This window comes from Candidatus Dormiibacterota bacterium, assembly GCA_035532035.1.
Classification (GTDB): Bacteria; Vulcanimicrobiota; Vulcanimicrobiia; order Vulcanimicrobiales; family Vulcanimicrobiaceae; genus Tyrphobacter.
The window spans coordinates 32,116-46,663 of the sequence record DATKRS010000032.1; the positions used below are offsets into that span (position 1 = coordinate 32,116).

16 protein-coding genes are annotated in these 14,548 nt (G+C 66.2%); 11 read left to right on the forward strand and 5 right to left on the reverse strand.

The window, feature by feature from the left end:
* From hemB to VMV82_10235, 6 genes are read left to right on the forward strand one after another with little or no spacing between them, the layout of a single operon-like run.
* Nucleotides 1–957 carry a porphobilinogen synthase gene (hemB, locus tag VMV82_10210; GenBank protein ID HUY41928.1) on the forward strand — a complete coding sequence of 319 codons (957 nt, stop codon included), beginning with the start codon at nt 1–3 and terminating at the stop codon, nt 955–957.
* Nucleotides 954–2,255, forward strand: coding sequence for a glutamate-1-semialdehyde 2,1-aminomutase (gene hemL, locus VMV82_10215; GenBank protein HUY41929.1), 1,302 nt, complete (start codon nt 954–956; stop codon nt 2,253–2,255). Before hemB ends, hemL begins: the two co-directional genes overlap by 4 nt.
* Nucleotides 2,252–2,917: a redox-sensing transcriptional repressor Rex gene (locus VMV82_10220; GenBank protein ID HUY41930.1), complete on the forward strand. Its 666-nt coding sequence runs from the start codon at nt 2,252–2,254 to the stop codon at nt 2,915–2,917. Before hemL ends, VMV82_10220 begins: the two co-directional genes overlap by 4 nt.
* 10 nt (nt 2,918–2,927) lie before the next feature.
* Nucleotides 2,928–4,241, forward strand: a complete 1,314-nt coding sequence (hemA, locus tag VMV82_10225) for a glutamyl-tRNA reductase (GenBank protein ID HUY41931.1) — start codon at nt 2,928–2,930, stop codon at nt 4,239–4,241.
* Nucleotides 4,238–5,752 carry a uroporphyrinogen-III C-methyltransferase gene (cobA, locus tag VMV82_10230; GenBank protein HUY41932.1) on the forward strand — a complete coding sequence of 505 codons (1,515 nt, stop codon included), beginning with the start codon at nt 4,238–4,240 and terminating at the stop codon, nt 5,750–5,752. The genes hemA and cobA overlap by 4 nt, the downstream gene beginning before the upstream one ends.
* The gene (locus VMV82_10235) at nt 5,749–6,531 is read left to right on the forward strand and encodes a DUF92 domain-containing protein (GenBank protein HUY41933.1); all 783 of its coding nucleotides are present in this window, start codon (nt 5,749–5,751) and stop codon (nt 6,529–6,531) included. Before cobA ends, VMV82_10235 begins: the two co-directional genes overlap by 4 nt.
* Here VMV82_10235 and VMV82_10240 read toward each other — a convergent pair.
* Genes VMV82_10240 through VMV82_10260 form a run of 5 tightly spaced genes read right to left on the reverse strand, consistent with a single transcriptional unit; the run spans nt 6,523 to nt 9,215 of the window.
* Complete coding sequence (locus VMV82_10240; protein HUY41934.1) at nt 6,523–7,194, reverse strand: MT-A70 family methyltransferase; 672 nt, start codon at nt 7,192–7,194, stop codon at nt 6,523–6,525. The two genes, VMV82_10235 and VMV82_10240, sit on opposite strands and share 9 nt — an antisense overlap.
* 20 nt (nt 7,195–7,214) lie before the next feature.
* Nucleotides 7,215–7,655, reverse strand: coding sequence for a DUF4870 domain-containing protein (locus VMV82_10245; GenBank protein ID HUY41935.1), 441 nt, complete (start codon nt 7,653–7,655; stop codon nt 7,215–7,217).
* On the reverse strand, nt 7,652–7,900 hold the full coding sequence (locus tag VMV82_10250) for a glutathione S-transferase N-terminal domain-containing protein (protein ID HUY41936.1): 249 nt from the start codon (nt 7,898–7,900) through the stop codon (nt 7,652–7,654). Before VMV82_10250 ends, VMV82_10245 begins: the two co-directional genes overlap by 4 nt.
* Nucleotides 7,897–8,763: an arginase gene (rocF, locus tag VMV82_10255; GenBank protein ID HUY41937.1), complete on the reverse strand. Its 867-nt coding sequence runs from the start codon at nt 8,761–8,763 to the stop codon at nt 7,897–7,899. Before rocF ends, VMV82_10250 begins: the two co-directional genes overlap by 4 nt.
* Nucleotides 8,760–9,215, reverse strand: a complete 456-nt coding sequence (locus tag VMV82_10260) for a DUF5069 domain-containing protein (protein HUY41938.1) — start codon at nt 9,213–9,215, stop codon at nt 8,760–8,762. Before VMV82_10260 ends, rocF begins: the two co-directional genes overlap by 4 nt.
* Nucleotides 9,216–9,302: 87 nt before the next feature.
* Here VMV82_10260 and VMV82_10265 point away from each other — a divergent pair, with 87 nt between their 5' ends.
* The 5 genes from VMV82_10265 to VMV82_10285 all read left to right on the forward strand — a co-directional run.
* Nucleotides 9,303–10,313, forward strand: coding sequence for a BMP family ABC transporter substrate-binding protein (locus VMV82_10265; GenBank protein ID HUY41939.1), 1,011 nt, complete (start codon nt 9,303–9,305; stop codon nt 10,311–10,313).
* Complete coding sequence (locus VMV82_10270; protein ID HUY41940.1) at nt 10,310–11,746, forward strand: ATP-binding cassette domain-containing protein; 1,437 nt, start codon at nt 10,310–10,312, stop codon at nt 11,744–11,746. The genes VMV82_10265 and VMV82_10270 overlap by 4 nt, the downstream gene beginning before the upstream one ends.
* Nucleotides 11,743–12,783: an ABC transporter permease gene (locus VMV82_10275; GenBank protein HUY41941.1), complete on the forward strand. Its 1,041-nt coding sequence runs from the start codon at nt 11,743–11,745 to the stop codon at nt 12,781–12,783. Before VMV82_10270 ends, VMV82_10275 begins: the two co-directional genes overlap by 4 nt.
* On the forward strand, nt 12,780–13,670 hold the full coding sequence (locus VMV82_10280; GenBank protein HUY41942.1) for an ABC transporter permease: 891 nt from the start codon (nt 12,780–12,782) through the stop codon (nt 13,668–13,670). The genes VMV82_10275 and VMV82_10280 overlap by 4 nt, the downstream gene beginning before the upstream one ends.
* A gap of 72 nt (nt 13,671–13,742) precedes the next feature.
* The coding region (locus tag VMV82_10285; protein HUY41943.1) for a serine hydrolase at nt 13,743–14,548 on the forward strand (806 nt) is incomplete at its 3' end.

Here is a 14,548-nt window from a genome sequence, read left to right on the forward strand (position 1 = left end):
ATGCGCTTGCGCCGTTTGCGGCGTACGCCGGCGCTGCGAAGCCTCGTGCGCGAGCATCGCCTACATGTCGAGCAGCTCGTCCAGCCCCTCTTCGTCGTCGAGCGCGACGCCGATGCCGGACCGATCGGTGCGATGCCCGGCATCGACCGGCTGACGCTGTCCGGCGCCGTGCGGGAGGCTCGGGAGCTCGCGTCCCTCGGCGTTCCCGCCGTGCTGCTCTTCGGAATCCCGGCACACAAAGATGCGGCCGGTTCGAGCAACGCCGATCCGGACGGCATCGTGCAGCGCACGATCCGTGCCATCAAGGACGCGCTCCCGGAGACGATCGTCATCGCCGATCTCTGCAACTGCGAGTACACGGACCACGGGCACTGCGGCGTGCTCGACGATCGGGGGAACGTGGACAACGACGCGACCGTCGCGCTCTTGGCGCGAGTCGCGCTCACGTATGCCGGCAGCGGCGTCGACGTGATCGCTCCGTCCGACATGATGGACGGGCGCGTCGAAGCGATCCGCAGCACGCTCGACGCGCACGGCTTCTGCGACACCGCCATCCTCGCATACAGCGCGAAGTACGCCTCGGCGTTCTACGGACCGTTTCGCGAAGCTGCCGAATCGACACCGCAGTTCGGCGATCGCCGCAGCTACCAGATGGATCCCCCGAACGTACGCGAGGCGCTGCGCGAGATCGCTCTCGACATCGAGGAGGGCGCCGATGCGATCATGATCAAGCCCGGCCTGCCGTATCTCGACGTGCTCCGCGCCGCGCGCGACGCCTTCGACGTTCCAATCGCCGCGTACAACGTAAGCGGCGAATACGCGATGCTCGTGGCCGCCATCGCAAACGGCTGGATCGAAGAGCGCGCGATCGACGAGACGTTGACGGCCTTCGTCCGAGCGGGTGCCGACTTCGTCATCACCTATTTCGCCAAAGCGTGGGCATCGCGCAACCGATGACGATCGAGCGTTCCATCGCGTCATTCGCGCGCGCTCGCAACGTCATCGCCGGCGGGGTGAACTCGTCCGTGCGCGCGTTCAAAGCCGTCGGCGGCTCGCCGATTTTCATGAAGAGCGGGACGGGTGCGATCGTGTGCGACGTCGACGGTCACACCTACATCGACTACGTGCTTTCGTGGGGGCCCTTGCTGCTCGGGCACGCGCACCCCGCAGTGACGAAGGCAGTCACCGCCGCGGTTGCGCGCGGTAGCACCTTCGGCGCGCCGACCGAGGCAGAGACGGAGCTCGCCGAGCTGATTTGCTCGATGATGCCGGGGATCGAACGCGTGCGCCTTACGTCGAGCGGCACCGAAGCGGCGATGAGCGCGGTGCGCCTTGCGCGCGGATACACGCGGCGCGAAAAGATCATAAAGTTCGCCGGCTGCTATCACGGTGCCGCGGATGCATTTCTCATCGCGGCGGGCTCGAGCGCGTTGACGCTCGGCGTTCCGAGCTCTCCGGGCGTTCCACGCGGAACCGCGGCGGACACGATCGTCGTTCCCTACAATGACGCCGACGCCGTCGATGCGGCATTCGCAGCGAACCCGGGCGCAATCGCGGCGGTGATCGTCGAGCCGTACGCTGGGAACATGGGGCTCGTCCTTCCGAAACCCGGCTTTCTCGAACGCGTCCAGGCCGCGTGCGAGCGAACGCGCACCGTGCTGATCTTCGACGAGGTGATGACCGGTTTTCGCGTTGCGCGCGGCGGCGCGCAAGAGCGCCTCGGCGTGCGGCCCGATCTGACCGTGCTCGGAAAGGTCATCGGCGGAGGTCTTCCCGTCGGCGCGTTCGGCGGCCGGCAAGAGATCATGGCGTATTTGAGCCCCGACGGTCCCGTCTTTCACGCCGGCACCCTCTCGGGCAATCCGCTTGCAATGGCGGCCGGCATTGCAACCTTGAAGGTGGTTCGCGACGATCCGTCGCTTTTCGACAAACTCGAAGTGATGACGGGGCTTTTGACCGAAGGGCTCTCCGAGATCATGCGCAAGCACGGCGCCCCTCACCGCACGGCACATGCCGGCTCCATGTTCGGGCTCTTCTTTACGCGCGAGCCCGTGGTCGACCTCGCGTCGGCGATGACGTCCGACACGGCCCTGTACGCGAAGTATTTCCACGCCATGCTCGAGCGCGGCGTCTTGCTCGCGCCATCACAGTACGAAGCCGCATTCGTGTCGACGGCGCACACGACGCGCGACGTGGAGCGCACGCTGGCTGCGGCGGACGAAGCGCTCGGCGCGATCGCGGCGGCCGCACCGTGATCGAGCCAGGCTTCGGCGTCTCGATCCCGCGCCTGTACGCCTACCATCGCGCGTTGCGTCAGGCGGAGGCGGCCGGAAAGACGACGATCACGTCGCACGATCTGGCAGCACTTCTCGGCCACACGATCGCGTCCACGCAGATTCGCAAGGATCTCTGCGCGCTCGGCGCGCTCGGCCGCCGGGGGCACGGATACGCGATAGCGCCGCTGACGGCGCAGCTCGCCTGGGTGCTGGGGCTCGAGAACGATTGGCGCATCGCGATCGTCGGCTTCGGCTACCTCGGTCATGCGTTCGCAACCTTCATCTCCGCGCGCGAGAAGCGTTTCCACGTCGTCGCCGTCTTCGATACCTCTGCAAACGTCATCGGTCAGGTATGGCAGGGGGTGCTCGTTCACGATATCGCCGAGGCGCCGCGCGTTCTGCGCTCCTGCGGCTGCGAGATCGGCGTGATCGCCGTCCCGGCGGAGGCGGCGGAGGAAGTCGCCGAATGCCTTGCAGCGCTCGGCGTTCGCGCGATCCTCAACTTCGCTCCGACGACCCTGCACCTCCCCGCGAGCGAGCGCGCGCCCGTTATCGTCCGCAACATCGATCTTGCGGGCGAACTCTCTATTCTCACCCATCGCCTGACGATCGGAACTCTGCCGACCGTCGAAGAAGCATGATCCCTGCACGATGCCGCTGATCTGCCTTGGCCTCTCTCATCGAACGGCGCCTCTCGAGGTGCGAGAGCGCCATGCCTTCCCGCCCTCACGTATGGCGGAGACGCTCGCCGCGCTTCGCGATTACGGCACGATCCGCGAAGCGGCGATGCTGCAGACTTGCGGGCGGCTCGAGTTCTATGCCGACGTCGACGACTACGAATCGGGCGCAGCACAGCTGAAGTCGTTTCTCCAACATTTTCGGCATGCCGATCTCGAGTACGATCTCGAATCGTATCTCTACACGCTGCTCGGGGCCGAGGCGGCGGAGCATCTGCTGCGCGTCGCGACCGGCTTGGATTCGATGTTGATCGGAGAAGCGGAGATTCTCGGCCAAGTGAAGGACGCGTACGTGCAGGCGCAGCGCGCCGAGGCGATCGGCACGACGCTGCACCGGCTCTTCCGCGAAGCATTGCGCGCGGGGAAGATGGCGCGCTCCACGACGCGCATCGGCGGCGAATCACTGTCGCTGGCAACGGCTGCGATCGAGGCCGCGCGCGCGCACCGGGGAACGTTGGCGGGAGCCTCCGTCGTGATCGCCGGCGCCGGAAAGATGGGGCGTACGGCGCTGCGGCGTCTGCGCGCCGAGGGTGTTGCGCGCGTCGTCGTCGTAAATCGCACTCTGTCGCATGCTCGCGAGCTCGTGGAGGAGATTGCGTTCGGCGAAGCGCTCGAAATGCCGGAGCTCCTGAAGGCGTTGGCGCATGCCGATATCCTCTTTACCTCCACCGGTGCATCGCACTTCATACTGACGAAGGACGAGCTCGAGCGCGAAACGGTGGGAGAGCGAAGATTGCTCGTCATCGATCTTGCCGTACCGCGCGACGTGGATCCCGAGGTTGCGACGCTTGCGGGCGTCCGCCTCATCGACGTCGATGGCCTACGGCCGGTGATCGAGGAGCGGCTCGAGATTCGCAGGGATGCCATCCCCGACGTGGAGCGCCTGATCGCGCGTTACCTGGAGCGTTTTCTGCGCTGGTACCGCTCGCGCGTTGCGCTGCCGGCGATCGCTTCGCTGACGCAAAAAGCCGAGTCGATCCGCGTGGCGGAGCTCGATCGTCTGTTCCTGCGCTGCCCGGAGCTGAGCGAGCGCGAGCGCGCGCTCGTCACCGGCATGTCGATGACGATCGTTTCGAAGCTGCTCCACTCCGCCATTTCCAATATCCGCGAGAAGGCGACCGCAAATGACGCCGAGGTGCTCTCGCACGTTCGCGTCCTCGACGAGCTATTCGAGTTGAACCTGGCGGAAAGCATCGCGGAGCTCGGAGAGACGAAGCTCCCGCGGTGAGCGGACGCGTCGCGCTCGTCGGCGCGGGGCCCGGCGATCCGGAGCTATTGACGCTCGGAGCGGTGCACGCGCTGCGCGCGGCCGACGTCGTCCTCTACGACGCACTCGTCTCCGATGCGGTCCTCGCGTTTGCGCCTCCCACGTGCGAGCGCATCTACGTCGGAAAACGCGGCGGCGATCATGCGGTGAGCCAGAACGAGATCGAGACGCTCATGGCGCGCAAGGCACGCGAGGGGAAGGTCGTCGTGCGGCTCAAGGGCGGAGATCCGTTCGTCTTCGGACGCGGAGCGGAAGAGGCGGAGAGCCTGCGCGACGCCGGCATCGCGTTTGCGATCGTACCGGGGGTCACGTCGGCGATTGCCGTACCGGCGTACGCGGGAATTCCCGTGACGCGCCGCGGCCTGGCGTCGTCGTTTGTCGTCGCAACGGGGCATGAGGACCCGCAGAAGGACGAGTCCGCGATCGACTGGACGCGCCTCGCCGGCGCGAGCGACACGCTCGTCTTTCTCATGGGTCTCGATACCCTCGAGAGCATTGCCGCGCGGCTTCAGGCAGCGGGCCTCGACCCCGCGACACCCGCGGCGGTGATTGCCAACGGGACGCGCCCGACGCAGCGCAGCGTCGTCGCGACCCTGGAGATGATTGCGCAGAGGGCGCGCGACGCGGGGCTGCGCGCCCCGGCCGTCCTCGTTGTCGGCAAGGTCGTCGCTCTGCGCGAGCGGCTGCAATGGTACGATCGAGGCGCGCTCTTCGGCAAGCGCGTGCTGATCACGCGCCCCGGTCGCGAAGCCTCGCACTCTGCGCGGCTTCTTCTTTCAGCGGGAATGGAGCCGATCGTCGCACCCACGATCGAGATCGGCCCGCCCGACGACGTGCAGCCCGCGCTTCGCGCGGTCGAAGAGGCCGCGCAGTACGCGTGGATCGTCTTTCTCTCCCGCTACGGAGCGGAGGCATTCTTCGACCGGCTTCGCGAGCGCGGAAAAGACGTGCGCGCGCTGGCTCGGGCAAAAGTGGCGGCGATCGGTGCAAAGACCGCACATCGATTGCACGAGCTCGGTTTGATCGCCGATCTGACGTCCGAGCACTCGACGAGCGAGGACGTCGCGCGCGATCTCCTCGCACGAACCGCTCCCGGCGACCGCGTCCTCATCTATGCCGCGCAGGAAGGGCGTGACGTGGTGCGCAGCGTCCTCGAGGAGAACGGCCGCCTTCCCGTCGCCGTCGCTGCCTACAAGACGGCGTTCGTCAACGATCCGGAGTTTGCGTCGAAGGTCGCGCGCGCCGACGTGCTCACCTTCACGAGCCCAAGCACGGTGCGCGGATTCGCGGCTCTCCTCGGCGGTAGCGCGGCGGCCGCCGAGGCCGCACGCGACAAGATCGTAGCGTGTATCGGACCCGTTACCGCGGACGAAGCGCGCGGCATCGGCTTGCACGTCGACGCAACCCCGCACGCGTTTAGCGCCGAGGACATGCTCGCTGCGATCGCGTCTCGCCTCACGACGCCGGCATGACGCAAATCGCTCTCGCCGCGGTCGCTTCGTTCGCGATCGCCTCCCTCGCCTACGCCTTTCGCGCGCTCTCTCCGAGCGGCGCCGTCGCCGCGTTCGCGATAGGAACGATCGTCTTTGCCATCGGCGGATGGCCGGCAGCAGCAGTGCTGCTCGCGTTTTTCATCAGCGCGTCACTGCTCTCGCGCATCGGCGTGCGCCGTAAACGCGGGCTCGTCGACTGGGGCAAACAGGGGGCGCGCGACGCGCGGCAGGTCCTCGCGAACGGAGGCGTCGCCGCAGCGTGCCTGGCGCTCTCGCCGTTCCTCGCCGCGCCATTGCTTCTCGCCTTCGCCGCCGCACTTGCGGCAGCAACCGCGGATACGTGGGCGACGGAGATCGGAACGCTCGCGCGGCGAGCGCGCAGCGTGCTGACGTTTCGGCCGATCTCGAGCGGAATCTCAGGAGGCGTCTCCGTTCCGGGAACGATCGCGCAGCTCGGCGGCGCCGCCTTCGTCGCATATGTCGGATACGCGGTACACCTCACACCCTTCTGGCCGGTCGCGATCGCGGGCGTGGTGGGAAGCCTCTTCGACTCGGTCCTCGGCGGGAGCGTACAGGCGTTACGGTGGTGCCCGGCGTGCGCGCGCCCGTGCGAAACGAACCCGCACGTGTGCGGAACGCCGACGACGATGTTTCGTGGCTTGTCTTGGGTCGACAATGACGCGGTGAACTTCCTCTCGACGCTCGTCGGAGCCGGCGTCGCGGTGCTCGTCGCGCGGCATTGGCCGAGCCTATGGTAAGCCGAACTTGCCGATTTCCGGCCCCCAGCAGTCCCAACCCGGAGAGACCTCGCGCGCGAAAAGTTCTATCCGGGTGCGGTCACCACAGAGTTGCCCGATGAGGCTCCGGAAGACAGCGGGCTTCCGGCTATGCTCCGCCCGCGGTTCGAGGACGACTTGCCCCTGGCGAAGATCGAGGAGTGGAAAGGGGCGACCGGCAGGCATGGTTGTCGCAGCCAGTACGAACTCCGTCGTCGGTTTCGTAAAAGTTGGCGGAATGCCCTGACCGCGTATGATCTTCCCCTGCCGGTTTGCCTTGACCCACACGTAGGCAACGCCACGATAGTGGAGTCCCCAACGCGCGATAAGATCGACGGCAAAGTTCAATCGCGGTCCGGTCGCCCACAGAAATAGCGCGGCTCTTTTCGACATGATCGATCGAAGAGGCAGCGCGGCCAATGCCTCTTGCGTCATAAGAGGGTAGTGCTTTGCCGCGGCGGCATCTTTTATCTGGCTGCCGTAGTAAAACCACGGCGGATCCGCATAGACGATGTCATACGTGCGGTCCGGGAAGGGCGGAAGCTTGTCATGGGATTCGGCAACGTTCCGCTTCGCCAATCTCGTGAGATGCTTCCGATTCTTGTTAGGCGGCGCGCACGCAGCGCCATCCTTCTTGCGCGCCATCCTGCTACGTCCGAGGTCGCTCAGCTTACAAAACGAATCGCCGGGTAGTGGAAAGCGCGCCCGTTCGATGCGGCGATCGCTCCGAGCACGCAGGCAATAACGTTGGCGACCACAGCGACGAGCAGCACCGCGATCCATGCGAAGAGCCAGAACAAGAACGCGAAGGGAGGGCCGGCGCTTTCGATACGATTTCCTTCCGCGACGAGCGCGATGACCGCTCCGCCGCATGACGCGAAGGCCAGCACGATGCCGAGGATCATGCCCAGCGTAAACGTGATCTGAAAATTCAGCGATGCGCGGGCGTGCTGTAACGCGAACGGCCAATGCTGGTCTCTGGCTTTGAGATACACGAGCAGGGGCGCGACGATGTTAGCGAACGGGATGTGTGAAAGCAAGAAGAGGCCGGCGAGGTTCGCGAACATCGCCCAGTTCCGTTCGTCGGCCGTCAATGCATCGCTCAACGCACGTACTTCTTGTGCACGTAGCCGATGATCGCATCGTCGTCGTCGGCGATCTTCACGTCGCCGTCGACCATCGATGGAATCCCGGTCGTGCCGAAGGTCTCTTGCAGGAGCGTGCGCTCGGAGTGATCGCGCGGAACGTTCACGATCGTGTAGTCGAGCAAGAGATCGGTCATGGCCGATCGCACGCGCGCGCAGTAGGGGCACCATTCGGCTTGATAGAGCACGATATCCGTTTTCGTCATAGGATGGATTTCCCCAGTCCCGAGCAGACGAGGCCCACGGCGAGCGACGCCGTCTGGTTCGATCGGTCGAGGATGGGGTTGATCTCGACCATTTCCATGGAGCCCAGACGGCCGGTCTCTGCGAGCATCTCCATCGCCAAGTGACCTTCGCGATAACTCAGGCCGCCTTTGACGGGCGTGCCGGTTCCGGGCGCCTCGCTCGGATCGATGCCGTCCAAATCGAACGAAACGTGCATGGGACGGTCATCCGCGCCCGCGATGCGCAACGCCTCCTCCATGACGCGCGCCATTCCGAAGCGATCGACCTCGGTCATGGAGAACGCGCGAATGCCGCGCTCGCGCAGGATGCGCTTCTCCGCTTCGTCGACGTCCCGCAAGCCGATGAGCACCGTTTGCTCGGCACGCGCGTCACCGCGCTCCAGCGCGAACCAGAGCGGCATTCCGTGCACGTTTCCGGTGCGAGAGCTATCCGGGCTGTTGATGTCCGCGTGCGCGTCGATCCAGATGAGCCCGGCAGGGCGCTCGTAGGCCGCGCGCAGACCGGCAAGCGTCCCCATCGCGATCGAATGATCTCCCCCGAGCACCACCGGCAGGCCTCCGTCGCGCACGACGCGCTCGACGACCCCGGCAAGGCGCCCGCACACCTCGTCGATGACGTCGTAATACCGCACCTGCTGATCGCCGCTCTGCATCGCCTCGCGGATCGGCACGTAGAGGTTGCCGTGGTCCACGACGCGCTGTATTCCAAGCGCGGTGAGCCGGTCGTGAAGGCGCGCGTAGCGAACGGCGGACGGCCCCATATCGACGCCGCGCCTGCTCGCTCCGAGATCCATCGGCACGCCGACGACGTCGACGCGATTCACAATCCGTCGACCGCTCGCGACGGCCACAGCACTTTGATCGCCCGTGCAAAGGCGGCCGAGCCCCAGCGCAGCGGCACGCGTACGGGCATCCAGCGGCGGCCGAGATACCCGTCGTCGAGGTCGATGACGAAGAGAAAGGGCGCCTGCCGGCGCACGAGCGCGTCGCTCCAGATGCGCGCGGCGCGAACGCCTTCGGGCGAGCGCGCCTGCAGAGCCGCGAGAACGTCGCCGTCGGCCGGCGCGTTCGAGACGATTCGTGCGAACTCGCGATGCCCTATCCGGAGCTCTCGCAACAGCGCGCGATCCATCGGGCTCTGGCCGTAGAAGTAGTCGCCCAGCTTGCCGTCGATCGCCGCCCGCGCCTTGTCGATGAGCCTTGGCAGCCAGCGAATCTGACCGAGCGACTCACTCCAGCGGCGCGGCGGGCCGCGGCGCAGATCTGGCACGCTCATGCAACGCGGTTACTCTCCCCTGCCCCATTCTCCCGCAGGCGTCGGGCGCATTGCGGACGTACTTCGGCGGGAATGCCTCCGTCGCGGTTGCTGTTTGCAGCCCTCGCCGCCGCTCTCGTTCTTCCGAGTTGCGCCTGGCATCATCGCGGCCCGAGGCCCGGACAACTCACGCTCGGTATGGTCACCGACGTGGGAGGCCTCGGCGACCGATCCTTCAACGACTCCGCGTACCGCGGGTTGCTCGCGTCGCAGGCACGGCTCGGTGCGTACATCCAGGTTCTGCAGTCGCGCTCCGCCGCCGATTACCAACCGAACTTGAGCGCGCTTTCGAACCTGCATTTCGACATGATCTACGCAATCGGATTTCTCATGAGCCGCGATCTGGACGAAGTCGCGCAAGCCAATCCGTCGCAGCACTATGCGATCATCGATGCGGTGGTTCCAGATCCGAACGTCGTCTCCGTGACGTTCAAAGAGGAGGACGGATCGTTCCTCGCGGGAGCGCTCGCGGCCATGGTGTCGCGAACCCATCACATCGCGTTTCTCGGCGGCCAAGACATTCCGCTGCTGGAGAAATTCGAGGCTGGGTTCGTCGCGGGCGCGCACGAGGTCGATCCGCGCACGCGCGTCGACGTCAAGTACGTCGGCAGCTTCGACGACGTCGCAGCCGGCAAAGAGCTGACGGATCTTCTCTTCGACGACGGCGCCGACATCGTCTATGCGGCCGCCGGCAAGGCGACGCTCGGTGCCATCGATTCGGTGAAGCAGCGCACCGGCGACTACGTCATCGGCGTCGACTCGGACCAAGACGGGCTCGCACCGGGAAAAATTCTCACGTCGATGGTCAAGAAAGTGAACGTCGCGGTCTTCGACGTCGCCAAAGCCATTCAAAGCGGACATCCGTTAACCGGCCATCTCGTGCTCGGCCTCAAGCAACACGCGATCGGTCTCACGGATTTTCGATACACGAAGGCAGCCATCGGTCCTACGCGACTCGCCCGTCTCGCGCGCATCGAGCGCGCCATCGAAGACGGCAGGATATCGCCGCCGTACACGCGCGCAGGCGAAGCCACGTTCCGCCGGGTGCCGCTGCCATGACGGCGCCGGTACTGCGGCTGCGGGGCATTCGCAAAGCCTTTCCGGGCGTCGTCGCCGTCGACGGCGTCGACCTGGATCTCTTCGCGGGCGAGATACACGCGCTCGTCGGCGAGAACGGCGCGGGAAAGTCGACGCTCGCCGCCATCGCGTTCGGCGAGCTGCGGCAGGACGCCGGAACGGTCGAAGCGCACGGCAGCGTCGGGCTCGTTCACCAGCACTTCGAGCTCGTCGGCAGGCTGCGCGTCTGGCAGAACGTCTTGCTCGGTCGCGAGCCGCGCCGCGGCTGGCGCGTCGATGCTGCTGCGGCGCGCGCGCGCGTCCGCGACCTCGCCGCGGCAAACAACTTGATCGTCGACCCGGACGCGTTCGTCGACCAGCTGCCCATCGGCGTTCAGCAGCGGGTAGAGCTGCTGCGCGAGCTGGAGCGCGAACCCACGGTACTACTGCTCGACGAGCCGACGGCGGCGCTCGCTCCGGCGGAGATCGAGGGGTTCTTTGCGACCATCGTCGCGCTCGCGCGGCGCGGCACGTCGGTTTTGATCGTCACGCACAAACTCCAGGAGGTTATCTCGTACAGCGCGCGCGTCAGCGTGATGCGCCACGGGAAGATCGTCGCGGCGATGCAAACCGAAGGCACGAGCATCGACGAGATCGCGCAAGCGATGGTGGGCGGAGAACTTCCGAAGGTCGCCCAGCGAAAGCAGACGACGCTCGAACCGTGTCTCTGCGTTGAAGGGCTGCGTGCCGGTACGGCAGTCGGCGGCGCAAGCGATATCTCACTCGACGTTCGCGCGGGAGAGATCGTGGGGATCGCCGGGGTCGAGGGCAACGGGCAGACTGCGCTCGCCGACGCCATCGCCGGAATGATTCCGTATCGCGGTACCGTGCGGCTCGCATCCCGCACTCCGGCAAAGACGCGGGCAGCGATGGGGGTCATTCCGCAGGACCGGCACGTCGAAGGCCTGATCTTGAACTTCACGGTCGTCGAGAACGCGATTCTCGGACGTCAAAACCGCCCCGGCGTTCGCCACGGGGCCTTCCTCGACAAGGCGCGCGCGCGAAGCGACGCGCGCGCAATCGTCGAACGCTTCGACGTTCGCGCCGCGTCGCTCGACGTGAAAGTGCGCACTCTCTCCGGCGGAAACCAGCAGAAGCTGCTCGTCGGGCGCGCGCTCATCGACGGGCCGCCGTTCGTGCTGGCCTACAACCCGACGCGAGGCATCGACGTGGGCGCCGCCGCACTCGTTCAGTCGCGGCTCATCGAAGCGCGTAACGCCGGTACGGCGGTGCTGCTCATCTCCTTCGACCTGGACGAGATCCTCGCGCTGGCCGACCGCGTGATCGTTATGTATCGCGGAGAGATCGCCGGTGAGTTCGACCGCGCGAGCGTCGACCGCGGCGTCATCGGTCGCCTCATGGCGGGGTCTCGATGAAGCGCGCTATCGCATTCCTGTCCGGCCCGTTCGGCGCCGTCGCGCTCGTCGTCGTGCTGATGTCGATCGCAATGATGATTGCCGGCACGAGCCCGATCGACGGCTTTCGCGCGCTGATTCTCGGCTCTCTCGGCGGGCGCAGTCAGCTCGGCGAAACGCTCGTCGCCACGACCGCACTGCTCTTCCCGTCGCTCGGCGTTGCATTCGCGTTCCGCGCCGGGCTGTTCAACATCGGAGCCGAAGGACAACTGCTCGTAGGCGGGATGCTGGCCGGCGCCGCAGGCGCGGCATTCGTCATGCCGCCGTTCGCGGCCATCGTCGTCATGCTCGCGCTGGGCGCGGTCGGCGGCGGGCTCTGGGGCGCGATCGCAGGGTGGATGAAGGCGAAGCTGCATGCAAGCGAGATTATCTCGACGCTGATGCTCAACTTCGTTGCGCAGTACGTCACGCTCTATCTCGTTAGCGGTCCGCTCAAGGGGCCCGCGGCGACGGGTGCCGAGACGGCGTGGCTGCCGGCGAGCTATTGGCTGCCGACGCTGCTCCCACACACGCGCCTGTCGATCGCATTGCTTCTCGCCGCCGCGATCGCCGTCGCTCTGCAGTTCCTCTTCGCGCGCACGGTGTTCGGGTACGATTTGCGCGCCGCCGGTGAAGCGCCGGAAGCGGCGCGCCGCAACGGCGTGAACCTGCCGCGCTTGACGTGGCTCGCGCTCGCGATCTCGGGTGCGATCGCCGGCGTCGGCGGCGCGACGATCGTCACGGGCGAGCTGCACCGCTTCAACACGCAGCTCTCGCCGGGGTACGGCTTCATCGCAATCGCCGTCGCGCTCGTCGGCGATCTCGATCCGATAAAAGTGTGCTTTGCCTCGTTTCTCTTCGGCATTCTCGAAGCCGGAGGCCTCGCGATGCAGGCGAGCGCGCAGGTCCCCAAGGACGCGATCCACGTCATCGAAGGGCTGATCATCCTCGTGCTGGCGGCGCGCCGCTACGTCGCGCAACGCAGCGAGCGGGTTGCGGAGGCTGCGGCGAGCGTATGACGGAGCTGCTATTGACGCTCTTGCTGCTGACGCTGGTGAAGTCGGCGCCGATCATCTACGCCGCACTCGGCGGCGTGATTTCGGAACGCTCGGGCGTCATCAACATCGGCCTAGAGGGCATGATGGCCGCCGGCGCGTTCGCCGCAGTCGTCGCGTCGTATTTTGCAAACGACGGCGTCGTGGGACTGGTCGCCGGCGTTGCCGCAGGCGCCTTCGTCGGTCTCGTGCTGGCAATCGCGGCGACGAAATTCAAAGTCGATCAAATCGTCGCCGGCACCGGCATCAACCTCATCTGCGCGGGAGGCGCTGCGTACGGGCTCGTGCTCATCTTCAATCAGCCGGGCGCATCGAGGACGGTGCCGCCGCTCGGTGGCATCAACATTCCCCATCTGAACATGAACCTCGGCGAAGCAATCCTGATCGCCTTGGCGTTTGCGCTTGCGATCGCGCTGCATTGGGTACTCTACCGCACGCCGTGGGGCTTGCGCGTGCGCGCGACCGGCGAAAACCCGCTCGCCGTCAAATCCGCGGGACTCGATCCGTTGCGCTTTCGCCTGCTGGCCGTAACCGCGAGCGGCGCGCTCGCGGGACTCGGCGGCGCGTTCCTATCCATCGGCGAGCTTTCGATCTACTCAGACGGCATGACCGCCGGTCGCGGCTTCATAGCGCTTGCAGCGGTGATCTTCGGCCGCTGGACGCCGCTCGGGGCAATGGGCGCCGCAATCGTCTTCGGCTTCTTCGAAGCCCTTCAGGACGTACTGCAGGGCCGCTTCGCGTGGCTGCCCGCCGACGCGCTCTCCGCGCTTCCGTACGTCGCAGCGCTCGTCGCGCTCGCGGGCATCACGGGCCGCGTGCGCGCTCCCGCCTCGGACGGCGTGCCGTATTGACCCAATCCGAACGTGGGTTGGGGCGCTTGACTCTAGTCCGCCGTTGCGACGGTGTGCTACAATCCGAGCATCGTGGCGTCCGGTCGGCGTAGCAGCGCCTTTCGCTTTGCCATTGTCGCGATCTGCGCGATCGTGCTGATGCCGCTTGCAGCGAGCGCCGCACCAGAGCCCTTACGCCAGATGCGCGCCGAGATCCGGCACCTTGCTTCGCATCTTCCCGCAGAGACGGCGTTCGAGGTAATGGACCTCTCGAGCGGTTTGGTTGCCGGTTACAACGCCGGCGCCTCGATGCCGGCCGCGTCGACGATCAAAGTTGCGGTCATGGTCGAGGTGTTCAAGCAGCTCGAGCGCGGCGACTTCTCGCTCGAGCATCGCGTCGTGTTACGAGCGAGCGACAAAGATAACGGCTCCGGAGATCTCTGCGACGAGCCGGCCGGTAGCGCGTACTCCGTCGCCGCCTTGCTCTCGCGGATGATCGACGTCAGCGACAACACCGCCGCGAACATGCTCATTCGCCTCGTCGGTAGGCAGCACATCAATCGCGACATGCGCCGGCTCGGCCTGCATCATACGTATCTCACGAACTACATCCGCACGGACGGCTGGGCGATTCGCAGCCAGCTGCGCAGCTCGCCCGCAGATATGGTACATCTGCTCGCGCTGATGGCGGAGCGCAAACTCGTCGACGCCTGGTCGTCGAACGAGATGGTCTCGATTCTCGAGGACGACGAGATCAACACGCTCCTGCCGCAACCGCTGCCCGACGACGTGCTCGTCGCGCACAAGACCGGCAGTCTCTTCGACACGCTCGACGACGTCGGCATCGTGTACGCCGACGGCGCCCCGTACGTCATCGCCGTCATGACCACAGCGCTTCC

Excerpts from the sequence above, each read along its gene's own strand:
- VMV82_10280 (HUY41942.1), top strand. The coding sequence starts at position 12,780 with ATGACGGAGCTGCTATTGACGCTCTTGCTGCTGACGCTGGTGAAGTCG.
- VMV82_10240 (HUY41934.1), bottom strand. The coding sequence starts at position 7,194 with ATGGCGCGCAAGAAGGATGGCGCTGCGTGCGCGCCGCCTAACAAGAAT.
- VMV82_10270 (HUY41940.1), top strand. The coding sequence starts at position 10,310 with ATGACGGCGCCGGTACTGCGGCTGCGGGGCATTCGCAAAGCCTTTCCG.
- hemB (HUY41928.1), top strand. The coding sequence starts at position 1 with ATGCGCTTGCGCCGTTTGCGGCGTACGCCGGCGCTGCGAAGCCTCGTG.
- VMV82_10235 (HUY41933.1), top strand. The coding sequence starts at position 5,749 with ATGACGCAAATCGCTCTCGCCGCGGTCGCTTCGTTCGCGATCGCCTCC.
- hemL (HUY41929.1), top strand. The coding sequence starts at position 954 with ATGACGATCGAGCGTTCCATCGCGTCATTCGCGCGCGCTCGCAACGTC.
- VMV82_10275 (HUY41941.1), top strand. The coding sequence starts at position 11,743 with ATGAAGCGCGCTATCGCATTCCTGTCCGGCCCGTTCGGCGCCGTCGCG.
- hemA (HUY41931.1), top strand. The coding sequence starts at position 2,928 with ATGCCGCTGATCTGCCTTGGCCTCTCTCATCGAACGGCGCCTCTCGAG.
- VMV82_10250 (HUY41936.1), bottom strand. The coding sequence starts at position 7,900 with ATGACGAAAACGGATATCGTGCTCTATCAAGCCGAATGGTGCCCCTAC.
- VMV82_10260 (HUY41938.1), bottom strand. The coding sequence starts at position 9,215 with ATGAGCGTGCCAGATCTGCGCCGCGGCCCGCCGCGCCGCTGGAGTGAG.